The 21,417-nt window shown below is 43.5% G+C and carries 24 protein-coding genes and 1 pseudogene; 9 read left to right on the top strand and 16 right to left on the bottom strand.

Features of this window, described 5'->3' with window-relative positions; translation table 11 throughout:
* A pseudogene (locus tag AABK37_RS31730) lies at positions 1-1,446 on the top strand (WD40 repeat domain-containing protein); the annotation flags it as partial.
* An 11-nt stretch (positions 1,447-1,457) separates the two neighbouring features.
* Here the strand turns inward: AABK37_RS31730 and gcvT are convergent.
* Positions 1,458-2,594 (bottom strand): glycine cleavage system aminomethyltransferase GcvT, encoded by a 1,137-nt coding sequence (gene gcvT / locus AABK37_RS31725; protein WP_432555459.1) that lies wholly within the window; start codon positions 2,592-2,594, stop codon positions 1,458-1,460.
* A 242-nt stretch (positions 2,595-2,836) separates the two neighbouring features.
* On the opposite strand from gcvT, the gene AABK37_RS31720 reads away from it, so the two are divergent.
* Together AABK37_RS31720 and AABK37_RS31715 are read left to right on the top strand one after the other, a co-directional pair.
* Positions 2,837-2,998, top strand: coding sequence for a hypothetical protein (locus tag AABK37_RS31720; protein ID WP_432555458.1), 162 nt, complete (start codon positions 2,837-2,839; stop codon positions 2,996-2,998).
* Between the two features lie 102 nt (positions 2,999-3,100).
* The gene (locus AABK37_RS31715; protein WP_432555457.1) at positions 3,101-3,259 is read left to right on the top strand and encodes a hypothetical protein; all 159 of its coding nucleotides are present in this window, start codon (positions 3,101-3,103) and stop codon (positions 3,257-3,259) included.
* A 140-nt stretch (positions 3,260-3,399) separates the two neighbouring features.
* Here the strand turns inward: AABK37_RS31715 and AABK37_RS31710 are convergent, their stop codons facing one another.
* Entirely contained in the window at positions 3,400-3,867 is a 468-nt protein-coding gene (locus tag AABK37_RS31710) for an orange carotenoid protein N-terminal domain-containing protein (RefSeq protein ID WP_432555456.1), read from the bottom strand.
* 403 nt (positions 3,868-4,270) lie between these two features.
* Here AABK37_RS31710 and AABK37_RS31705 point away from each other — a divergent pair, with 403 nt between their 5' ends.
* Positions 4,271-5,098, top strand: a complete 828-nt coding sequence (locus AABK37_RS31705; RefSeq protein WP_432555455.1) for a metallophosphoesterase — start codon at positions 4,271-4,273, stop codon at positions 5,096-5,098.
* On the opposite strand, the gene AABK37_RS31700 is transcribed toward AABK37_RS31705, so the two are convergent.
* Positions 5,095-5,259 carry a hypothetical protein gene (locus AABK37_RS31700; protein ID WP_432555454.1) on the bottom strand — a complete coding sequence of 55 codons (165 nt, stop codon included), beginning with the start codon at positions 5,257-5,259 and terminating at the stop codon, positions 5,095-5,097. The genes AABK37_RS31705 and AABK37_RS31700 overlap by 4 nt on opposite strands.
* 130 nt (positions 5,260-5,389) lie before the next feature.
* Here AABK37_RS31700 and AABK37_RS31695 point away from each other — a divergent pair, with 130 nt between their 5' ends.
* Together AABK37_RS31695 and AABK37_RS31690 are read left to right on the top strand one after the other, a co-directional pair.
* A complete protein-coding gene (locus AABK37_RS31695; protein WP_432555453.1) occupies positions 5,390-6,220 on the top strand; it encodes a metallophosphoesterase in 831 nt (276 codons plus the stop codon).
* A gap of 27 nt (positions 6,221-6,247) precedes the next feature.
* The gene (locus AABK37_RS31690) at positions 6,248-6,418 is read left to right on the top strand and encodes a hypothetical protein (protein ID WP_432555452.1); all 171 of its coding nucleotides are present in this window, start codon (positions 6,248-6,250) and stop codon (positions 6,416-6,418) included.
* A gap of 522 nt (positions 6,419-6,940) precedes the next feature.
* On the opposite strand, the gene AABK37_RS31685 is transcribed toward AABK37_RS31690, so the two are convergent.
* The gene (locus tag AABK37_RS31685) at positions 6,941-7,855 is read right to left on the bottom strand and encodes a WD40 repeat domain-containing protein (RefSeq protein WP_432555451.1); all 915 of its coding nucleotides are present in this window, start codon (positions 7,853-7,855) and stop codon (positions 6,941-6,943) included.
* A gap of 423 nt (positions 7,856-8,278) precedes the next feature.
* Here AABK37_RS31685 and AABK37_RS31680 point away from each other — a divergent pair, with 423 nt between their 5' ends.
* Complete coding sequence (locus tag AABK37_RS31680) at positions 8,279-9,475, top strand: PQQ-dependent sugar dehydrogenase (protein WP_432555450.1); 1,197 nt, start codon at positions 8,279-8,281, stop codon at positions 9,473-9,475.
* 313 nt (positions 9,476-9,788) lie between these two features.
* Here AABK37_RS31680 and AABK37_RS31675 read toward each other — a convergent pair whose 3' ends face one another.
* A complete protein-coding gene (locus AABK37_RS31675; RefSeq protein WP_432555449.1) occupies positions 9,789-10,397 on the bottom strand; it encodes a J domain-containing protein in 609 nt (202 codons plus the stop codon).
* A 35-nt stretch (positions 10,398-10,432) separates the two neighbouring features.
* On the opposite strand from AABK37_RS31675, the gene AABK37_RS31670 reads away from it, so the two are divergent.
* On the top strand, positions 10,433-11,530 hold the full coding sequence (locus AABK37_RS31670) for a tocopherol cyclase family protein (protein WP_432555448.1): 1,098 nt from the start codon (positions 10,433-10,435) through the stop codon (positions 11,528-11,530).
* A 606-nt stretch (positions 11,531-12,136) separates the two neighbouring features.
* Positions 12,137-12,667, top strand: coding sequence for a YdcF family protein (locus AABK37_RS31665; protein ID WP_432555447.1), 531 nt, complete (start codon positions 12,137-12,139; stop codon positions 12,665-12,667).
* 66 nt (positions 12,668-12,733) lie between these two features.
* On the opposite strand, the gene AABK37_RS31660 is transcribed toward AABK37_RS31665, so the two are convergent.
* The 11 genes from AABK37_RS31660 to AABK37_RS31610 form a co-directional block, all read right to left on the bottom strand.
* A complete protein-coding gene (locus tag AABK37_RS31660; protein WP_432555446.1) occupies positions 12,734-13,069 on the bottom strand; it encodes a hypothetical protein in 336 nt (111 codons plus the stop codon).
* Positions 13,070-13,088: 19 nt separating this feature from the next.
* Positions 13,089-13,376 carry a DUF2288 domain-containing protein gene (locus tag AABK37_RS31655; RefSeq protein WP_432555445.1) on the bottom strand — a complete coding sequence of 96 codons (288 nt, stop codon included), beginning with the start codon at positions 13,374-13,376 and terminating at the stop codon, positions 13,089-13,091.
* 88 nt (positions 13,377-13,464) lie between these two features.
* The gene (locus AABK37_RS31650) at positions 13,465-14,502 is read right to left on the bottom strand and encodes an AI-2E family transporter (protein ID WP_432555444.1); all 1,038 of its coding nucleotides are present in this window, start codon (positions 14,500-14,502) and stop codon (positions 13,465-13,467) included.
* 92 nt (positions 14,503-14,594) lie between these two features.
* Entirely contained in the window at positions 14,595-15,233 is a 639-nt protein-coding gene (locus tag AABK37_RS31645; protein WP_432555443.1) for a lysophospholipid acyltransferase family protein, read from the bottom strand.
* Positions 15,181-15,381 carry a hypothetical protein gene (locus AABK37_RS31640; RefSeq protein ID WP_432555442.1) on the bottom strand — a complete coding sequence of 67 codons (201 nt, stop codon included), beginning with the start codon at positions 15,379-15,381 and terminating at the stop codon, positions 15,181-15,183. Before AABK37_RS31640 ends, AABK37_RS31645 begins: the two co-directional genes overlap by 53 nt.
* Positions 15,382-15,412: 31 nt before the next feature.
* Complete coding sequence (fabD, locus tag AABK37_RS31635; protein WP_432555441.1) at positions 15,413-16,291, bottom strand: ACP S-malonyltransferase; 879 nt, start codon at positions 16,289-16,291, stop codon at positions 15,413-15,415.
* Between the two features lie 12 nt (positions 16,292-16,303).
* Positions 16,304-16,504, bottom strand: coding sequence for a hypothetical protein (locus AABK37_RS31630; RefSeq protein ID WP_432555440.1), 201 nt, complete (start codon positions 16,502-16,504; stop codon positions 16,304-16,306).
* A gap of 22 nt (positions 16,505-16,526) precedes the next feature.
* A complete protein-coding gene (locus AABK37_RS31625; protein ID WP_432555439.1) occupies positions 16,527-17,519 on the bottom strand; it encodes a beta-ketoacyl-ACP synthase 3 in 993 nt (330 codons plus the stop codon).
* Positions 17,520-17,585: 66 nt separating this feature from the next.
* Entirely contained in the window at positions 17,586-18,611 is a 1,026-nt protein-coding gene (plsX, locus tag AABK37_RS31620) for a phosphate acyltransferase PlsX (RefSeq protein ID WP_039743242.1), read from the bottom strand.
* Between the two features lie 501 nt (positions 18,612-19,112).
* Positions 19,113-20,585: a leucyl aminopeptidase gene (locus AABK37_RS31615; protein ID WP_432555438.1), complete on the bottom strand. Its 1,473-nt coding sequence runs from the start codon at positions 20,583-20,585 to the stop codon at positions 19,113-19,115.
* A 65-nt stretch (positions 20,586-20,650) separates the two neighbouring features.
* Positions 20,651-21,417: RNA-guided endonuclease InsQ/TnpB family protein (locus tag AABK37_RS31610; protein ID WP_432555437.1), on the bottom strand; the 767-nt coding region annotated here is incomplete at its 5' end.

Here is a 21,417-nt window from a genome sequence, read left to right as displayed (position 1 = left end):
AAATACCTCATTTCTGGTTCTTTTGACACCACACTCAAAGTCTGGGATTGGCAAACTGGGGTTGAAGTGCGTACTTTAAGTGGTCATACTTCCTGGGTTAATGGGATCGCTTTTTCAGCTGATGGCAAATACCTCATTTCTGGTTCATATGACACCACACTCAAAGTCTGGGATTGGCAAACTGGGGTTGAAGTGCGTACCATAAGTGGTCATAGTGACTGGGTTAATGCGATCGCTTTTTCGGCTGATGGCAAATACCTGGTTTCTGGTTCATATGACTCCACCCTGAAAGTCTGGGATTGGCAAACTGGGGTTGAAGTGCGTACTTTAAGTGGTCATACTTCCAGGGTTAATGCGATCACTTTTTCGGCTGATGGCAAATACCTCATTTCTGGTTCAAGTGACACCACACTCAAAGTCTGGGATTGGCAAACAGCAGTTGAAGTGGGTACTATACCGGGTCATACTTCCAGTGTTAATGCGATCGCTTTTTCACCTGATGGCAAATACCTGGTTTCTGGTTCTCTTGACTCCATACTCAAAGTCTGGGATTGGCAAACAGCAGTTGAAGTGCGTACTATACCGGGTCATACTGGCTGGGTTTATGCGATCGCTTTTTCACCTGATGGCAAATACCTAGTTTCTGGTTCATCTGACAAAACCCTGAAAGTCTGGAATTGGCAAACAGGGGTGGAAGTGCGTACTATACCGGGTCATAATCGCTCGGTTTATGCGATCGCTTTTTCAACTGATGGCAAATACCTGGTTTCTGGTTCATCTGACAAAACCCTGAAAGTCTGGAATTGGCAAACAGGGGTTGAAGTGCGTACTATACCGGGTCATAATCGCTCGGTTAATGCGATCGCTTTTTCAACTGATGGCAAATACCTGGTTTCTGGTTCATCTGACAAAACCCTGAAAGTCTGGAATTGGCAAACAGGGGTTGAAGTGCGTACCTTAAGTGGTCATAATTCCAGTGTTAATGCGATCGCTTTTTCAACTGATGGCAAATACCTCATTTCTGGTTCATATGACTCCACACTCAAAGTCTGGGATTGGCAAACTGGGGTTGAAATGCGTACCTTAAGTGGTCATACTCGCTCGGTTAATGCGCTCGCTTTTTCACCTGATGGCAAATACCTGGTTTCTGGTTCATCTGACTCCACACCCAGAGTCTGGGATTGGCAAACAGGGGTTGAAGTGCGTACTTTAAGTGGTCATAGTTCCAGAGTTTATGCGATCACTTTTTCACCTGATGGCAAATACCTGGTTTCTGGTTCACATGACACCACACTCAAAGTCTGGGATTGGCAAACTGGAGAAGTAATTGCCACTTTCACAGGTGAGAGTGCAATAAACTGCTGTGCTGTTGCAGGCGATCGCCTGACAATTATCGCGGGGGAAGCATCAGGACAACTGCATTTTTTGCAATTAGAGGGGGTGTGATGAAGTACAATCTAAATCAGACGATTTTGTGAGCGATAAAAGGGACGTTTCACCACAACTGCGGGGTAAGCTTTGCCGCGAATTTCTACTTCTAGCTGCTGACCAACACTTGCTAACTCAGTGGGAACGTAAGCAAGGGAGATGGGATAACCAAGTGTAGGTGATAAAGTTCCACTGGTAACTTCCCCCACTACTTTACCTGCTGATAATATTTGATAGCCGTGACGAGCAATATTACGTCCTTGCATTTGCAAACCTACCAACCGACGCTGCACCCCATCAGCTTTCTGCTGTTCTAAAATTGAACGTCCGATAAAATCACCTTTGCGATCCAGATGAACTAACCAACCCAAACCCGCTTCTAAGGGAGTGGTGTTTTCATCGATATCTTGTCCATAAAGTGCCATTGCCGCTTCTAGTCGCAAAGTGTCTCTCGCACCAAGTCCACAAGGAATGACACCAGCTTGAATCAGATTTTGCCACAACTCGACCCCCACATCTGGATCTAGCATCACCTCAAATCCATCTTCCCCCGTGTAACCTGTGCGGGCAAGAAATGCCGATTTCCCGAATATAGTTGCATCCAAATGACCAAATGCTTTGACTGTAGTTAAGTCTGCTGACACAAATTGCTGAATAATGCTGCTTGCTTTTGGTCCTTGGACGGCAATTAAGACTTTTTCTGCTGACAAGTCTTGAAATTTCACCTCTTCAATGTCCAGGTTTTGCAATAACCATGCTTTGTCTTTGCCTGTGGTTGCCGCATTGACTATAATTACAGTTTTTTGTATGCCTGTTGTGCTGTCTTCACCTTGATAATATACAATGATGTCGTCAATAATTCCCGCTCTTTCATTTAACAACACCGTGTATTGCGCTTGACCTGGTTGCAAGCGACTCAAATCTGAGGGAACTAAACGCTGAAGCTGTGAAATTACGCTTTTACCTTCTAAAGTAAACTTACCCATGTGGGAAATATCAAACATTCCCGCAGCATTTCTCACCGCTTCATGTTCCCGGCTAATACCAGTAAATTGTACAGGCATTTCCCAACCGCCAAAGCTGGTTAATCTTGCTTTCAGTTCGACAGCAAGTTGATATAAAGGAGTTTGTGCCAGGGTAGTGATAATTTCTTCTTGATTAGCCACAAGTATTTATTGCGATCGCACGTCTATTTTAATATACCCTCACCCTGGAAGGGTGGGGCTATACGAACGAAGCCTGCCTTCGCAGGCTAAGAGGGCGATCGCACGTCACTTAAAAGATAAATTTACCACAAAAATTCTCTCTCTTCCTCATTCCTCCGTGAACTCTGCGTCGCGCCAGTCGCCTCAACGGGGGGGAACCCCCGCACAGCGCTGGCTTCTCTGCGGTTCGTTTTTCCATAACGATGACTAAAGCAACCTTGAATACTCAAAACCCGCAAATCAAAAGAAACTATATTATTGAGGTGTTAGAACAGTTAAGCGTTGAATATCAAAATACTAAGCAAGAAAGAAAAGAACTTGCAGCGTTATATCTTAATTTTGAGGAAGAATTCACTATTTTATAAGAAATCGAACTTTTAACAGTAGATATCCGAGGTTATGCCAGTCAAATTCAAACACGGGGTTGGATTGAAAATGAACAACAAGCAATTAATCAATTAAAAGATATGCGACTTTTAGATGTTCCGGCGATCGCTCAATTTTACTTAACAACTAAAAGAGAATACAGACGAATCAAAGCTTATATGCAAATGCTAGATTACTTACGCTTGCTGATTATTGAATATTTGCAACTAAATCAATACTTACAACCAGAATCAGTTTAACTTAAAAACAATATTGAAAATTACCATAAATAGCAAAAAACAAAATCCCCTCATAGAACAATTCCCACCAACACCACAATTAGCATTGATGGGAATGTAGAATTTTCTAATTCGTAATCAGCGCGAAGAGCGCTTCTTAACTACTTAGACTGACGCCCAGCGCCCATTTCCATTACAATACTACGTGTGAAGTCAACGCGCTTTTCAAAATCCAAGCCTTTGATGGTATCGACAAACTGCTTGGTATTTTCAGGCGGTTGATAATCAGATGGCATTGGTATAATAACGCCTTCTTCCATACCTTGAGACAGTCGCAACCAAACATCAATTTTCGCGCTAGAACTCAAAGCATTATACGCACGGCTAATATCACTATCTGCACCACTAGCAATGTCACGCATAGCTTGTAGTTGTTGCTTGTGATCCATTGCTTTAATCGCGTCATATTCAGCAGCAGCAGTTTCTTGGGCAGAAGTTTGGTTTGCTGGTATCACTTGGTCTTTAATATCTAAGTAACCAAACCACAATACGCCCAGTTTAGTATCTACATCAAAGCCGCGAAACTGTTCTACAGCTTGTTTGGTCTTGTCATCAGTTGCAAAAGTCATACAAATAAATCTCCGATTGCTTAAACGTTAACTCAGTAACTAAAATTACTAAGCTAAATAAATGCACATTACTTCCAGAATCTTATAAATCATGGTTTATTCCTTAACCCTGCTGTAGACATATATAGTTGTCACAGCTTTTGACAGATGTAAATAATATATCTTTGATTAAAAAAATTCAGAATTACAGTCATTTTTAATCTAGACCGCAGTAATGTGAAAACTGGTGTAAATAAACTACCGATATGAGTTCAAAAGTAAAGCTGCATTGAATTTATTTACGTATAAATACGTAAATAAATACATGTTTGATGAATTTTTGACAAAGTTGTTTCAGTTGTGACAGGCGATCGCTATATTTTTAGTTAAGCTGTAAGCGCCAAGCTATGATATCAAGCACATTATGCACTGGTTGTTATCTGGACCGTTGAGTGTAGAGAAATTGACGGTTAAGATTGCTGGTTTACCCGCATCATTACAAAACTTAAAGCTGGTGCAGATGTCAGATTTTCACTATGATGGTTTGCGGTTGAGTGAAAAAATGTTAGAAAAAGCGATCGCCCTCAGCAACGAAGCCGAACCAGATTTAGTATTATTAACCGGCGACTACATCACCACCACCCCAGCACCGATTCACCAATTGGTGCTAAGACTCAAACATTTACAAAGTCGTGCCGGAATATATGCTATACTAGGAAACCACGATATATGCTATCGCAATTCCAAAGCAGAAGTTACAGCCGCCCTCACAAGTATCGGAATTAACGTATTGTGGAATGAAATCGCCTATCCAGTAGGAAGAGAATTACCAATAGTAGGATTAAGCGATCGCTACTCACGGGAATTTAATCCAGCACTAGTTATGAACCAACTAGATCCGGCGACACCTTGCATTGTATTATCCCACAATCCAGACACAGCCGAGATATTGCAACAATGGCGAGTAGATTTGCAACTATCAGGTCATACTCACGGCGGTCAAATAATCATTCCGAAAATGGGTCCCGCCCTGCTTTATCATCGCAAAATCCTGCGAAAAATACCAATGAAAATACGGCGACGAGTTCCATGTTTGCGAAGAGAATACTCAGTAGTCCGCCATTGGGAATGGGCGCAAGGATTGCATCAAGTCGGAAAAAATCAATTATACGTCAATCGCGGCTTAGGAACTTATTTCCCAGGACGTTTATTTTGCCCCCCAGAAGTTACAATAATCACCTTAGAGGGTTAGTGGGGCATCGGGCATCGGGCATCGGGCATCGGGCATCGGGCATCGGGCATCGGGCATCGGGCATCGGGCATCGGGCATCGGGCATCGGGCATCGGGCATCGGGCATGGTCTATGTGGGAGGCGTGAAATACGTCTAGCTTCTTTTTATTCCCAATGCCCATTATCCATTACCCATTACCCATTACCAATTCCCAATGCCCATTACCCACTAACAACTAACCAACAACTATCAACTAACAATTTAAATTTTGGTAAGCTATAAGCGCTAGTATGAGGAGAGTCTCTGGCGCTATGCATTGGTTGTTAACAGGATCTTTAAGAGTAGATAACCTGACGATAAAGATAGCGGAACTTCCAACATCTTTACAAGGCACAAAACTAGTGCAATTGTCAGATTTTCACTACGATGGTTTGCGGTTAAGTGAAGAAATGTTAGAAAAAGCGATCGCTTTCAGTAACGAAGCCGAACCCGATTTAGTTGTATTAACCGGCGACTTCGTAACCGACGATCCTACCCCAATTCATCAACTAGTACATCGACTCAAACATCTGCAAAGTCGCTGTGGTATTTATGCCGTACTCGGCAACCACGATATACATTACAACAAATCCAAAACAGAAATTACCACCGCTTTAAATAGCATCGGGATTCATGTTCTGTGGAATGAAATCGCCTATCCTCTAGGAAAAGAATTACCAATAGTAGGACTAGCCGATTATTGGTCAAGAGAATTTAATCCCGCACCAGTAATGAATCAAATAGATCCTGCAACAGCCCGCATCGTCTTATCGCATAATCCAGATACAGCCAAGATATTGCAACAATGGCGAGTAGACTTGCAACTATCAGGTCATACCCACGGTGGTCACATCGTCATTCCTGGCATTGGTCCGGTGATAGTTTATTATAAAAAGCTTCTAAAAATACTTCCCAAAAAACTGCGGCGTTGGGTGCCCATTTTGCGCGGAGACTGTTCTAAAGTAGTGCGATATTGGGAATGGGCGCAAGGTTTTCATCATGTAGGAGAAAATCAATTATACGTCAATCGCGGCTTAGGAACTTATTTCCCAGGACGCTTATTTTGTCCACCAGAAGTTACTGTAATTACGTTAATTAGTTAGTTGTTAGGTGATAGTTGATAGTTGATAGTGGTTAATGGGCATTGGGCAATGGGCATTGGGCATTGGGCAATGGGCATTGGGAATAAAAAGAAGCTAGACGTATTTCACGCCTCCCACATAGACCATGCCCGATGCCCCATGCCCCATGCCCCATGCCCCATGCCCAATTCCCACTATCCACTAACTATAATAGACTAAACCGCCCAAAGCTACGATCGATACATATCAGCAGCTTGGGCGGTTTATAAGCGATTCAATAGATTGAGAAGAGTAAAGAATCAGAGGTAACTAACTCGACTAATGTGGACAATACTCGCAATACGTGATACTTAACAATTGTGCATCCTTCATTCCAACTAGGCAGGCATTTTTGGCTGTGCGTTCAAAAACCTCCAAAACGACTTTACATGAACTTAAGGCTAAAACACGTTCTTAGGATACAACAATCGAGCAGTTATTGCGAGAACATTAGAGCAGGAGGCACAGGCTCTAATTTGAAGTTTTTGGTTGAAGGTTTAACTTCTCTGTACCTGTTTATAAGTTAGCATTACTCTTTTTAAGCGCAGCAGTCATATTACCAAAGTTGATTACCATTAACTTATCGCAACAATTGCGAAATCTTTCTTAAGATTTGGGGTGTTTTGGTAGAGACGTTCCGGCGGAACGTCTCTACGTGTATTCAATAAAAACGCAATCTGCTGTATATTAGCCATGACAGCCTCACTCACAAGGCAATAACGTAATAGTTTTATCTCCACTGCCACTAGCAAGCGTCTTACCATCTGGACTAAAGGCAACGGAATACACTGCATCTTCAGATCCTGTAAAAGTATAGAATTCCTTGCCCGTATCCACCTGCCATAACTTGATAGTCTTATCTTTACTACCACTAGCTAAAATCTTGCCATTTGGACTGAAAGCCACCGAACAAACATCATCAGAATGTCCAGTTAGGGTGCAGATTTCCTTGCCTGTATCCACCTGCCATAGCTTGATAGTCTTGTCTTTACTACCACTGGCTAAAATCTTGCCGTTTGGACTGAAGGCAATGGAATTTATCCCCCCAAACCAGTCGGAATGACCTTTAAGGGTAAGAACTTTCTGTTTAGCCAGATGCCAAATGTTGATGGTTTTGTCATTCCCAGCACCACCACTGGCTAAAATCTTTCCATCCGGACTGAAAGCAACGCACAAAACGTCATCTGAATGCACTTTTAGGGTGTATATTTCTTTTTCTGTGTCTAATGACCAAAGTTTGACTGTTTTATCTTTACTACCACTGGCTAAAGTCTTTCCATCTGGACTAAAGGCAACACAGCAAACATTTTCTTCATGTCTGGTGAAGGTGCAAATTTCTTTTGCGGTAAGCACATCCCACAATTTAACAGTTTTGTCATCACTAGCACTAGCTAATTTCTTGCTATCGGGGCTAAATGCCACTGAATTAACGCTTCCATACCAAGAGGATTCTCCGTGTCCTTTAAGAGTTTCGGGTTCCTTTTTTGCTAAGTGCCAAATCTTTACGGTTTTATCTCCACTGCCACTAGCTAATATTTGCCCATCAGCGCTGAAGGCAACGGATATAACCTTTTCTGAATGACCTTTAAGAGTACGTACAAGTATTAAGTCTTGCATAAAGATGAGCTACAAATTTACTTAATATTTAGTATTCCCAAGTACTAGTAATATCTAACGAAACTAGATCCCCGACTTCTCAAAGAAGTTGGGGATCTAAGTCTTTCGCCTATTTAACCGCAGTAACTTTTTTATCTTCTGACAAAATCTATGTTTAACTGATACAGGTTTTGATATTGATTTCTTGACACCCCTCTATAGGCTTACTTTTTAAAATAACGAAGAGGCGTTTTGACAAGCGTATACAGCAACTACTATCCCATTAGAAAGATGCGGTTATCACTGCAATAGTTTTAGACTATTTTGTGAAAATTCATCCCAAATGAATACTGAAAGAAACGATGAAGTAGAAAATATTTTCTACTTCATACTTTTGCCTTTAGTAGCTTAGTCTTCTCCTACCAACGTTTAAGGAAAGATGTCGTGAAAGCAACAAGCTTACTCATCGGTTGTGCTTTGCTACTGAGCATAAGCCTTCCTGCTAATGCACAACAAACGCAGCAACTAAACATAGAGCAAGTTGAGGGCTATCTGGTAACGCCTCAGCAACTGGAATTTGACGAATCACTGCTGCAACAACTTAAGATACCTGCGGGATTTCGCATCAGTGTGTTTGCCAAAGACTTGGGCAACCCCCGGATGTTGGCAATAGGTCCCGATGGTACTGTCTACGTTACCCGCCGCGAACAAGGTGATGTGTTAGCGCTGTCTGACCGCAATCGTGATGGGCGTGCTGACCGAATACGGACGGTTGCCTCAGGTTACAAATACATTAATGGCATCACAATTCGTGAGAATCGTCTCTACTTTGTTACAGATAAACAACTTTACGCGGCAGATTTGCGAGCAAACGGCAAGATACGCAAACCAAAGTTGTTGATTAATGACTTGCCAGATGCGGGACAACACCCAAACCGCACCCTTGCCTTTGGTCCAGACGGATTGCTTTACATCACAGTGGGTAGCACTTGTAACGCCTGCGATGATACAAATCCAGAAAATGCGACTCTGCTACAGGCACAACCTGATGGTAGTAATCGGACGATTTATGCCAAGGGCTTACGCAATACCATCGGCTTTGGTTGGCATCCAGAAACTGGAGAACTGTGGGGTATGGATCACGGTTCTGACTGGCGTGGTAATGAACAACCGCCAGAAGAATTGAATCTCATTCAGGAGGGCGCAGACTACGGCTGGCCCTTTTGTTTTGCCGATCGCCGTCCGGATGTGTATCTACAAACAAATCCTCCAGGCATGACAAAGGAGGAATACTGCGCCAATACACAACCGCCAACGCTTACCTACACGGCTCATAGTGCGCCGCTGGGAATGTTATTTTATACAGGCTCCCAGTTTCCGGAAGAATACCGTAACGATGCTTTTGTGACCATGCGCGGTTCGTGGAATCGCAACCCTCCCTCAGGTTATAAAGTGGTGCGGGTGCGATACGAAAATGGCAAACCAGTAGAATTTGAGGACTTCATCACAGGATTTTTGGATGAAGAACAATTGACACAGTTTGGTAGACCAGTGGGTATTGCGATCGCACCGGATGGTTCGCTGTTGTTCACAGATGATACCAACGGTGTAATTTACCGGGTATCGTATGTAAGTGAGTAATCGTGGCTCGGATTGCTTTTTTTTGGTTGCATTAGTAGTTTTAATTACGACTATATGTGCCGTATTTATACTTTAAAAGGAGTGCGAATCGCAGTTGCGTTTTGCCAACTGCGATTCCTCCAAAGTCAATACGCTTGGTGTTAAGGGTAGTTCGTTGTGCCAGAACCCCGGTAACTTTTACGAAACCGGGGTTCTCGGTTTGTGCTTAACACCAACTGTATTGCCTCCAAAGTGCGCGATCGCATAAATCAACAAATGCGAAACCGCAACTGAGGTTAATATCACGCCCAGAAAGTAGAAAATAAATTACGCCTCAACGCGATCGCCTAAACCGCAGTAACTTTTTTATCTTTTGACAAAATCGATGTTTAAGTGATACAGGCTTTGACACCGATTCTGGTGATGGTGTCGGTTTTGTACCTGGGTATTTTAATTGCCATTCCAACTCTGCCGCTTTATTTAAATCAGCTGTGGCTCTATACTCATATCCAAGCTCCGAACAGATTAGCCCTCGATATTTGTATGCTTTAATATATTTGGGATTCAAGCGAATAGCGTGGGTAAAATTGGCGATCGCTTCTTGATACATTTTTTTCCTGACATTCTCCCTTCCCAATTCATAGAATGCCTCCGCATCAAAGCGATGAATGTGAATTTCTGTGTAATTTGCTGGTGAAGATTCATTTGCCGCGATCGGCTGATAAGACTTTAATTGGTTGTAAGCTTCGTTAATTTTTTTGATTCTTTCCTCAGCTTTCTGCTTTTCCTGTAGACTCAAAAAACTATCTGGATGCCAAACTTTAACAAGCTTGCGGTAAGCTTGCTTCACTTCTTTGTGAGATGCACCAGGTTTTAAACCAAGAATTTCATAAGCATGATGAATATCCAGACGTAGATGCGTTAGCGGGTTGTCGTCAGACATCGGGCATACTGGGAAATAAACACACGTGTAAATCTATGTTATCTATTTCCACAAATCCTTTTAAGTCAACCCAAACCCCCCACAGCGGGTATCATTGGGATCGCAGTAGCAGACGCTTCTTTGAAGGTTGGTATTATCGCGTAACCATACCAGAAATTGAGCAAACTTTCGCCTTTATGTACTCAATCGAAGACCCCATCGGCGGGAAACCCCACAGCGGTGGTGCAGCACAAATCCTCGGTCCCAATGATGAGTACATATGGCGGACTTTTCCGGATGTTAATAAATTTTGGGCAAAAAACGATGTCTTGGCTTTAGGTCATTGGGGCAAAACTGATTTACAAAGTCAACCCTTATACCTCTTAAGTGCAGAGTTCGATCGCCATATTCAAGAAGGTTATCAAGCTACAGCCACATTAAATCAAGGAATAATTCGCGATCCCGCAACTGGTAATTATTGCCGTTGGCAGTATGAAATTAAACCAGTATACGGCTGGGGAAATAAAGGACAATTACAACAATCTACCGCTGGCATACTGTCATTTTTGCCGATATTTGAACCGGGATGGCAAATTTTGATGGCTCACGGTAACGCTAGCGGTTGGATTGACTGGAATGGTAAAATCTACGAATTCACCAATGCCCCAGCTTACGGCGAGAAAAATTGGGGTGGTGCTTTTCCGCAAAAATGGTTTTGGTTGAATTGTAATAGCTTTGAAGGCGAACCGGACTTAGCATTAACCGCAGGTGGTGGAAGACGCGGTGTGCTGTGGTGGATGGAATCTGTCGCGATGATTGGCTTGCATTATCAAGATAAGTTTTATGAATTTGTTCCTTGGAATTCACAAGTTTCTTGGAATATTCAGCCTTGGGGTAGATGGCAAATGCAAGCGCGAAACTTAAATTATGAAATTGAATTAACAGGAACTACGCATCTACCAGGTACACCACTGCGTGCGCCCACCGCCAACGGTTTGATATTCTGTTGTCGGGACACTATGCAAGGAAAACTCGATTTAGAGTTACGCGAACTAAGTGGAACAAAATCCAAAACAATCCTGAAAGCACATAGTTTTCTCTGTGGATTAGAAGTAGGCGGCGGTTCTTGGGACAATTCGTGGCAGTCTAACTAAAACTGCTATAATTTTACATAGCACTTTTTTGGGGCTGTAGCTCAGCTGGATAGAGCGAGCGCCTCCTGAATAATCGGGCACCATGAAGGAAACTTTATGAGTGAATGTGGTTAAATTCGGTGAACCCTAAAGAGTATATCTAGCAGAGTGCTGACACTTCATGGGAATACCGAGCCAAGCCTGAATCGAAAAAACGAAAACAATGTTATAAATTCGACTCAGGAAGGTGTAGAGACTAGTAAGCCACCACCTAAAGGCTAATAAAAAGCCTATGGTGAAGGTATAGTCCGGAGAGTGGGGAAACTCACACAAATCTGAAGCGCTAGGTCGCCGGTTCGAACCTGGCCAGTCCCGTCGTCTGGAAACAATTAAATGAATAAACTAGTCGCACTTTCTTTATAGATGGTTCGATACAGGATAGGATATTGCAAAAGTCGCAACAAGCGTGCGTTTTTGCGATAACTTATCTAAGTTCATATTTGGGTAGTTTTTTGCAAATGCTATCCTAAATAATTGTTTTTCTATTTAATTAGAGAAAATTCTCTGAACAGACGAAGTAGTAGAGCCTTGAATAAGTTACTTTTTACAGGGAAATCATTTCGATTTATGATTATTGCCCTACCGCTGTTGATGTGGTTGGGATATAAGGAAGTTAAAAGCCAAGTTGTGCAACCCCAAGCGGTGTTAGTTTTGGGTGGTTCGACTGCGAGATTAGAGCGAGAGAAGTTTACAGCAGATTTTGCTCGTAAGAATCCAAATTTACCGATTTGGATTACTGGTGGTAGCCCAAAAAAGACTACTGAAAGAGTGTTTGCTAAAGCCGGAGTTGATCCCCGACGTTTGCACCTGGACTATGAAGCGGTAGATACAGTTACAAATTTTACCACATTGGTGGATGATTTGGAAAAGCGCGGCATTAAGAGTGTGTATTTGATTACGTCAGATTACCATATGCGCCGCGCCTGTGTGATTGGGGAGATTGTCTTAGGTAGTCGGGGGATTATATTTAAGCCAGTGTCGGTTCCTTCACAGCGATCGCCTGAACCAATTGAAAAATCAGTCCGCGATGGTGCTAGGGCTTTAGTTTGGATGACAACTGGCTACACGGGGGCAGATGAAGCGAAAAATAAGCGGTAAAAAGTCAGTCGTAGAGACGTTCCGGCGGAACGTCTTTACAATATAGACAATTAACCGGACATGATATTATTTGTTTTGTAATTGCAATTCTTGGCGTAGCTTTTCGTTTTCACTTGCTAACTGATTAACTATCGCTTGGTCAATCAGGTTAGTGTCAGTGGTAGTGTAGATGTTGACACCTTGCTTTTGGGGTGGTTTTTGATTGTATCGATTAAAGTACAATTGCTGTACCCTGCGTCCGACTTCTAATACTTCAGATTTGGTACAGTTTATCTGTAACTGCTGACACCGTTCAGTGATGGTAATTCGAGGAGACATTGGGGTGTCAAGTTTGGCACGTTGCGCTGTAACTGGTGTGCTGGCAATTAGTAAAGTCGCTAAGATGGCAATAATGGTTTTCATATAGTAGAAGCTAAGTCGCTTATTTTTCTTGAATGAGAACGTATGGTTGTACAATCAGGGTATTAAATCGCTTTGCGCGATCGCCATTCCATTCGCCAATTTGTGCAACTGAGGGTTTAGCAAGCAATTGTTCATCAATCCATTGCTGTACTTGCAGGGTGTTATCGCTAGCGATCGCTATTCCGACATTGAGCAAGTCTAGTTCAATTGGTACTAATATTACAGCATCGCGCTGTACATGAGGAATTAACCACTCCCACTCAGCCTCATCTAAATTTTGGGTTAATTCGGCTTTTAAATCTTGCATAACTACCCAGTTTTTCTCTGCTTCAAAAGCATTTTACCTTATTCTTCGTACAGACGTTCCGGTGGAACGTCTCTACCGCACCTTTTAACTAAACCTCTGCTTTCATCTCATCAATTTCAAATAGAGAAACTATTACTCCAGCGATAGGAATAGAAATAAAAATTCCTAATAAACCTGCTACTCTAGCACCTACAAGCAAGGCAAAAAATACCACCACCGGATTAAGATTGAGCGCATCTTGCATAATTCTCGGCGAAATCAAATTGTCTTGTATTTGCTGAAGTATAATACACGCTACTAATACTTTGAGTGCTAGCCAAACACTTTGAGACAAAACAATTAGAGTAATTACACCAACTCCTAATGTGGCTCCTATTCCGGGAATAATGTCAAGCAAACCCACTATCACTGACAAAATTAAGGCAAAAGGTACTTTTAGTAAAGAGAAAATAAGGAAAGTAGAAGCTGACAAGAATAAAGTTAATATCAACTGACCGCGAAAAAATCCTAAAAAGTTGCGTCTGATTATCCTTGTAAATCTAGCGCGTCGCTGGCTTGGTATCACTTTTAAGATAAGATCCCAAAGTTTTTCGCCATCAAGAAGCATGAAAAAAGCGACAACGGCAATCAAAATGAAAGTCACAAAATTAGTAATGAAACTTTGGAAAATAGATAAACTTGTGACAAGCATTGATATAGCTTGATTTCGCAATTGTTCTTCAATTACACTTAAATCTATCTGCAAATTGCGGTTACGTAGAAATTCTTCAAGTCGTTCGACAAAAGGTATTAAAGAATTTAAAAAGGCAGTTACACTCTCAATTAATTGTTGCCCTTGAGATAAAACTGCTAAACCTACAGTGATTGCTAAACCTCCAATCAACACAATACTGAGCAAAAAGACAAAAACAACTGCTACACCGTGGGGCAAAAAACGCCGCAGCCACCTAACAGGATAGCTGAGTAAAAAAGCCAAAATTGCTGCAAATGTAAAAGTAACAATGACCGCTTCAAAGTAAGCTAAAAGCTGTGTAACAGCCCAGCCAGAAGCAACCAAAAGCAAAAAGCGAACTAATGCGAGATTATTTAGTCGCTGCCAAAGATTATTAAATTCAAAGCCCCTCATATGGTATTTAGGGAAAGTACGATCAGCTTATAGTCACAAAATAATAAAGGCGATCGCTACCTCCTTTAAGCATATTTCTCTAATATCTCAACTTATCGCCCTAACAAGTGCAAATCATTAATTGCTGTTGTACACTGTTGCGTTATCGCCTCTAATTCCTCTTTATTAGTAGAACTAGGAGCATCAATCAACTTACCAATTCTGACAGTGACAGGAACAGCATGAGGTATCGCCGAACCTTTTACCTCAATTTTCTCACTACCCCACAAACATACGGGTAATAGTGGTACTTTTGCCTTTGCAGCTAGCAGCGCTGCACCTCGTTTGGGGTCTGTAATCCGTCCATCTGGGGTGCGCGTACCTTGCAAAAATATACCCACAGCCCAGCCATTTTCAAGACACTCTAAAGCTGAACGAATAGCAGCGCGATCGCTAGTTCCCCGACTCACCGGATAAGCACCATATAATTTAATCGCAGTCCGTAAAATCGGGATTTTAAATAATTCTTCCTTAGCCATGTATGCTACAGGACGACGTACACAAATAGAAAGAATCGGTGGGTCATAGTTACTCGCATGATTGCTGACTATCACCAAAGGTCCGGTTTTGGGGACGTTTTGGGCATCATAAACCTTACCTTGAAAGTAAGTGTAAAGCATAGGGCTGACGACAGACCACTTAAAGGCGTGGTAAAGTGCCAGACTGATAAACGGTTCGCGACTTCGAGACATAGGGGAGGGGGGGAGGGGGGGATGAGGGGGATGAGGGGGATGAAGGGGATGAGGGGGATGAGGGGGATGAGGGGGATGAGGGGGATGAGGGGAGAAGCAGAAATTTATTTCCCCATCTCCCTATCTCCCCATCTCCCCATCCCCCCATCTCCCACTCCCTACTCCCTACTTTCTACTCCCTATTTTCTCAAATCAGCGGCATTGCGGACATTTTCTAAGATTAAATCTGAGCAGGTGCGTTTAATCAAACCAGTAAGCGCGTTACCTGGACCAATTTCTACTACTCGTTCAATGCCTATGCTGGGTAATTGTAAAGAAATTTCTCGCCAGCGTACCGAACCAGTCATTTGTTTAATAAGGCGTTGCTTTAAAACTTCGGCATCAACAGAGGGAACTGGTTCTACATTAGATAATACTGGTACAATAGCTGGTTGAAATTCCACAGCTTCTAAAACTTCTTGAAATTCGGTAGATGCAGCTGCCATTAAGGGTGAGTGAAATGCACCAGAAACTTTTAAAGGGATAGCACGCTTTGCCTTAACTTGGGACATGACTGTTTGTACTGCTTCGGGTGTGCCGGAAATTACAACTTGTGCGGCACTATTATCATTTGCTAGCACTACGTCGGGGGTTTGGGCGATCGCTTGTTCTAACTGTTCGCGGTCAAAGTTCATCAAAGCTGCCATCATCCCACCTGCGGCACTTTCCATCAGTTCAGCACGACGCTTCACCAAGCGCAACCCCGCTGACCACTCAAATACTCCAGCAATGTAAAGAGCGATATATTCCCCCAAACTATGACCGGCAAGTAAATCTGGTTTGTGTCCTCTTTCGCGGAGAATGTCAGCGAGAATGCTTTCTACTACGTAAAGACACGGTTGAGTATAAAGTGTAGTTGATAACTTTTCTTCGTTTTCACAGATTTCCGTCACAGACCAACCCAAAATTTCTTCAGCTTGGGCAAATTTATCTTCAGCGGATGGTAGATCTAATAAGTCGGTTCCCATTCCTAGTGCTTGAGAACCTTGTCCGGGAAACACCCATGCGGTTTTAGTCATCGGTCATGAAAGTTAGGAGTTAGGAGTGGGGAGTGGGGAGTAGGGAGTAGGGAGTGGGGGGGATGAGGGGGATGAGGGGGATGGGGAGGAATTATCGCGTTCCTCATTCCCTACTCCCCACTCTCTACTCCCCAACGCCAGTCGCACGCCAGGTGCTACAACGGGGGGAACCCCCGCAACGCACTGGCTCCTCAAGCCGGGAAACCCGTCCACAGCGCTGGCTCCTCCCCATTCCCTATCTTCCCCATTGAAAAATTGCTGCTCCCCAAGTGAGTCCGGCACCGAAGCCAGAGGTAACAATGATGTCACCTGGTTTGATTTTGCTTTGTTGCACTGCTTCATCTAGTGCAAGCGGGATAGACGCGGCGGAGGTATTGCCATATTCCGCGAGATTGCTGATAACTTTATGTGCTGGAATATTCAGGCGTTGAGCTACGGCATCGAGAATGCGCTGATTTGCTTGATGTAATATCAGCCAGTCTATTTGGTCAACGCTGAGATTTGCGTGAAATAAAGCTTTGTCGATAACTTCCGGAACTCGTTGCACGGCAAAGCGGTAGACTTCTTTGCCGTTCATGGTAATCGGTTGGAAGTTGCCTTTATTGACATTTACACCTGGGATAAGTTCGTCTGTTGAGGCTTTGTAGGCAAGGTTGAGAAAATGGTTTTGAGTGCCGTCAGTTTTAAGTTCAAATCCTAACAAGCGATCGCTTTCGTTTGCTTGCAATATTACCGCCCCAGCGCCATCACCGAACAATATACACGTACCTCTATCTTGCCAATCTACCCAACGAGAGAGGATATCTGCTCCAATTAGAAGTACGTTTTGATAAACGCCTGTTCTGATGTATTGGGCAGCGGTGACAAGTCCAAAGACGAAGCCGGAACAGGCGGCTGTCAAGTCAAAGGCAACTGCTTTGGTGGCTCCCAATTCAGCTTGAATTTGACAAGCAGTACCAAATAAGTCATCTGGGGTAGAGGTGGCGAGTAAAATCAAATCTATGTCTGCTGCGGTAATTCCGGCGGCGGCGATCGCTTTTTTGCTTGCCATAGTAGCGATCGTCTTCAAAGATTCACCATCCCCCGCCAACCGCCGATGACGAATCCCGGTTCTCGTGGCGATCCACTCGTCTGATGTGTCAACCAGTTGAGTCAACCCCTGGTTATCTAAAGAAGTTGTCGGTACAGCCGAACCACTTGCTATAATTGCTACGCCTAACTTTTCCACTCCTAGTTTCTCCACCTATCAGCTTTTATTGTTTGTCATCTGTCATTAGTAATAACTATTGACTTTTTAGTTGCTCTCCTGCTGAAGGCTTTGATATTGAGACTGAATTCGTTGCAGCACAGAGTTGTCAACCGCTTCTTTGGCGATGCGAATTGCATTAAAAATCGAAGGCGCTTGGGAACTGCCGTGACCGATTATACAAATTCCCGCTACGCCTAAAAGCAAACCGCCGCCATGTTCGGCGTGGTCTACTCGCTGCTTAATCCGCTTCAGGTTTGGTTTTAAAATTGCCGAGCCGATTTGACCGCGCAATCCTTGGGGTAACTCTTCGCGCAAAATTTGCAAGACGATATCCCCGACTGCTTCGGCGAATTTTAACAAGACATTGCCGACAAAGCCATCACAGACAATCACATCAAAGCGACCGGAGAGTACATCACGTCCTTCAGCGTTGCCAATAAAAGAAATTTGCGAATTTTCGCGCAGCATTTGGTTAGCGCGGACAGCTGCATCATTTCCCTTAGAGTCTTCTTCGCCGATATTTAACAAACCTACTTTCGGGTTCGGTGTCCCCAAAACATACTCACTATAAATCGACCCCATAACCGCAAACTGGTCTAAAAATTTCGGACGACAGTCTACATTGGCACCGACATCAAGTATTAATACTGGCTTACTAGCTATTAAGGTAGGAAACACCGCGCCAATTGCCGGACGGTCAATTCCCGGAAGTCGTCCCAAACGCAGTAAAGCAGCAGCCATAGCCGCACCAGAGTGACCGGCACTAACTACACCATCTGCTTTTTGGTTTTTGACCAAATTCATCGCCACATTGATGGAAGCTTTGGGTTTGCGTCTAATGGCGCTTAAAGGCTCCTCATCCATTGCGATCGCTTCAGTTGCGCTGACTATCTCCACCTGCCCTAAATTTGTTTTTGACGGCAGGGCAGCCTCGATTTGTTGGGGATCGCCTACCAACAATACTTCTATACCTAGTTCTTCTCGTGCCCGCAGTGCGCCGGCGACGATTTCCCCAGGTGCGTGATCCCCTCCCATTGCATCAATTGCGATTCTTACGCAAGTCGATCCCATTGCTAAAGCTTATAGAAACCTTACAAATTTTACCAGATGTTAGGGAATGGGGAATGGGGAATGGGGAATGGGAACGCATTTAGTGGGCTGCTGCCTCGACTGTTAGTAATGGAGGCAGTTTTCCAAGAACTACATTTACTGGCACAAGGAAACGAGAACAAAAACACGAAACTTCGAGTTCACAACATGAAACTCCGAGTTCGGAACATGAAACTTCGAGTTCACAACATGAAACTCCGAGTTCGGAACATGAAACTTGAGCTTCAGAACATGAAACTCCGAGTTCGGAACACGAAACTTGAGCTTCAGAACATGAAACTCCGAGTTCGGAACACGAAACTAGAGCTTCAGAACATGAAACTTCGAGTTCGGAACACGAAACTCCGAGTTCGGAACACGAAACTTTAAGCTTTTAACTGGGAATGTCTCGTTCTACACTTAAACACCAATGCCCCATGCCCCATGCCCAATGCCCCATGCCCAATGCCCAATTCCCAATCTTTAACTCATCACCCAATTAACGAGGGTGCGAACGCCAAAACCGGTTGCGCCAGAGCCGTTATAACCGTTTTCTTTGTCTGTCCAAACGGGTCCGGCTATATCTAAGTGCGCCCAAGGAGTTTCTTTGACGAACTGTTTGAGAAATAAAGCGGCGGTAATTGAACCACCTGCACGGGGACCGGTGTTTTTCATATCCGCAATGCCAGACTTCAGCCCTTCAAAGTATTTTTCTTCCATTGGCATCCGCCACAGCTTTTCGCCGGCGGTTTCCGATGCGGTTTCTAACTGTTTTGCTACGGCATCGTCGGGAGTAAACAAACCGCCAATATCGTCTCCTAAGGCAATCAAGCAAGCACCTGTGAGGGTAGCTAAATCAACGATCGCTTCTACTCCTAATTTCTCGGCAAACACCAAAGCATCTGCTAAAGTTAAACGTCCTTCAGCATCGGTGTTGTTAACTTCGATGGTTTTGCCGTTAGAAGCTTTTAATACGTCGCCTGGGTGCATGGCGCGACCGCTAATCATGTTTTCAGTCACCGCTGAGATGAAATGCACTTCCACATCAGGCTTTAACTGACCAATTGCTTTTGCCGCACCTAATGTAGCCGCTGCACCGCCCATGTCCATTTTCATCGTTTCGATGCCGCTACCAGCACCTTTGATGTTGAGTCCGCCAGAGTCAAAGGTTAAACCTTTACCGATAATTGCCAGTTTACGTCTGGGTGTGCCTTGGGGTTTGTAGGTGAGGTGAATAAATTTCGGGGGCAATTCAGAAGCTTGTGCCACTCCTAAAAAAGCACCCATCCCCAGCTTCTCACAGTCTTCTTTTTCCAAGATTTCTAACTGCAAATCGTGATCTGAAGCGATCGCTTGAGCGGTTTCTGCCATCGTAATTGGTGTGACAGCATTTGCTGGCGCTGCTACCAACTCTCGCGCCAAAATTACTCCAGAAGCGATTTGATTAGCGCGGGCAATTGCGGCTTCTTGTCCGCTTAAACTCAGTAAATGTACTGTTTCTACTTGTGGTCCTTTATCTTCGTTTTCCGACTTAAAGCGAGTATCTTGATAAAGGGCTAGTTGGATACCTTCGGCGATCGCTTGCGCTGTTGCCTCTGGATTATTATTCCATACTGGCAAGTCAATTGCAAGAGTTTTGCATTTTTGCTTTTTAGCTAATCGTGCCACAGATGCGGCAGCGCGGCGCAAGCTATCTAATTTGAAAGCATCAGGTTTTCCCAAACCTACTACCATCAGCTTTCGCACAGAGCGATCGCCACTTAAGCGCGTGAAAATGCTGCTACCTGCTTTACCTTTAAATTCTTCTTCGGCAATCAGTTCTTTTAAGACACCGCCGACTTTTTCATCCAAAGTCGCCAATTCCCCAGTTAACTCTACCGCATCTTCAAATAATCCAATCGCCAAACCGTCTCCCTTCCACTCTCCGAGAGGCGTATTACTTGCTAGAATTTCCATTTGTGATATTCTCTGTAAAACTTCTTGTACCAGTATTGCGTGAACTACCCACACTATAGCGAAGCTCAGTGTCGGCTTCCCAATTCATCGGGAATAGCCTCTGTCATCATAGATTTTTTACGTCCTGATAACTTTGGTCTAACATTCCCTCCAAGGGCAGAAGCGCTAGTTCCTAGCGCCAAAAGTCGCAAACCTTCATTTCTTATGTTAATCGCCGCATTTATATCGCGGTCGTGCTGTTTTAAGCAGTGAGGACAGTCTACAAATCTAACACCCAATGAGTCATACCCATTCTGTAGCATTGGAATAGGGAGTAGTGTCACACTACAAAGCTGTGAGGATGGAAAGAAACGACCTATCTCTTGGTATGTGTGCCCAAATTTCTCAGCCTTGTATTTAAGCATGTTTAGAAACATCCCCCAGCCTTGGTCTTGAATCGCTTTAGCCAGGTTAGGATTCTTAACCATGTTCTTCACTGCTAAATTTTCTACACAAATCACTTGGTTTTCGTAGGCTATTTTGCGAGATAGCTTGTGTAGAAAGTCTTCACGCACTCTAGCTATTTTGCTAGAAATGAGTGCAACTAAACGTTTTACTTTTTTACGTTTTTTTGAATTCTTATCTATCTTACGAGCTAATTTTTTCTGTTTACGCTTTCTATTATTTTCTAGTTTTGCTAAACGCTTTTTAGGTAAATCATATTTTGAACCTTCCGACGTTATAGCAAAATTATTAAACTCAACGAGGTTGTCACCAACCCCGTTGGTCTTCAAAACCGTGCGTGAAAGTTTCCCTTCACACGGCTCCTCAATGATTTGGTGCTTGTCACGCA

It is taken from the genome of Tolypothrix sp. VBCCA 56010, assembly GCF_050875635.1.
In the GTDB taxonomy this organism is placed as follows: Bacteria; Cyanobacteriota; Cyanobacteriia; order Cyanobacteriales; family Nostocaceae; genus Hassallia.
This window is presented reverse-complemented; position numbering and strand designations above follow the sequence as displayed.

Bases quoted from the DNA above. Each gene is read 5' to 3' on its own strand.
- AABK37_RS31700 (WP_432555454.1), bottom strand. From the start codon at position 5,259: ATGGGCATTGGGAATAAAAAGAAGCTAGACGTATTTCACGCCTCCCAC.
- plsX (WP_039743242.1), bottom strand. From the start codon at position 18,611: ATGGGATCGACTTGCGTAAGAATCGCAATTGATGCAATGGGAGGGGAT.
- AABK37_RS31695 (WP_432555453.1), top strand. From the start codon at position 5,390: ATGCATTGGTTGTTAACAGGATCTTTAAGAGTAGATAACCTGACGATA.
- AABK37_RS31685 (WP_432555451.1), bottom strand. From the start codon at position 7,855: ATGCAAGACTTAATACTTGTACGTACTCTTAAAGGTCATTCAGAAAAG.
- fabD (WP_432555441.1), bottom strand. From the start codon at position 16,291: ATGACTAAAACCGCATGGGTGTTTCCCGGACAAGGTTCTCAAGCACTA.
- AABK37_RS31660 (WP_432555446.1), bottom strand. From the start codon at position 13,069: ATGAAAACCATTATTGCCATCTTAGCGACTTTACTAATTGCCAGCACA.
- AABK37_RS31650 (WP_432555444.1), bottom strand. From the start codon at position 14,502: ATGAGGGGCTTTGAATTTAATAATCTTTGGCAGCGACTAAATAATCTC.
- AABK37_RS31720 (WP_432555458.1), top strand. From the start codon at position 2,837: ATGACTAAAGCAACCTTGAATACTCAAAACCCGCAAATCAAAAGAAAC.
- AABK37_RS31710 (WP_432555456.1), bottom strand. From the start codon at position 3,867: ATGACTTTTGCAACTGATGACAAGACCAAACAAGCTGTAGAACAGTTT.
- AABK37_RS31715 (WP_432555457.1), top strand. From the start codon at position 3,101: ATGCGACTTTTAGATGTTCCGGCGATCGCTCAATTTTACTTAACAACT.
- AABK37_RS31675 (WP_432555449.1), bottom strand. From the start codon at position 10,397: ATGTCTGACGACAACCCGCTAACGCATCTACGTCTGGATATTCATCAT.
- AABK37_RS31665 (WP_432555447.1), top strand. From the start codon at position 12,137: ATGATTATTGCCCTACCGCTGTTGATGTGGTTGGGATATAAGGAAGTT.
- AABK37_RS31655 (WP_432555445.1), bottom strand. From the start codon at position 13,376: ATGCAAGATTTAAAAGCCGAATTAACCCAAAATTTAGATGAGGCTGAG.
- AABK37_RS31670 (WP_432555448.1), top strand. From the start codon at position 10,433: ATGTTATCTATTTCCACAAATCCTTTTAAGTCAACCCAAACCCCCCAC.
- AABK37_RS31645 (WP_432555443.1), bottom strand. From the start codon at position 15,233: ATGTCTCGAAGTCGCGAACCGTTTATCAGTCTGGCACTTTACCACGCC.
- AABK37_RS31615 (WP_432555438.1), bottom strand. From the start codon at position 20,585: ATGGAAATTCTAGCAAGTAATACGCCTCTCGGAGAGTGGAAGGGAGAC.
- AABK37_RS31705 (WP_432555455.1), top strand. From the start codon at position 4,271: ATGCACTGGTTGTTATCTGGACCGTTGAGTGTAGAGAAATTGACGGTT.
- AABK37_RS31640 (WP_432555442.1), bottom strand. From the start codon at position 15,381: ATGGGGGGATGGGGAGATGGGGAGATAGGGAGATGGGGAAATAAATTT.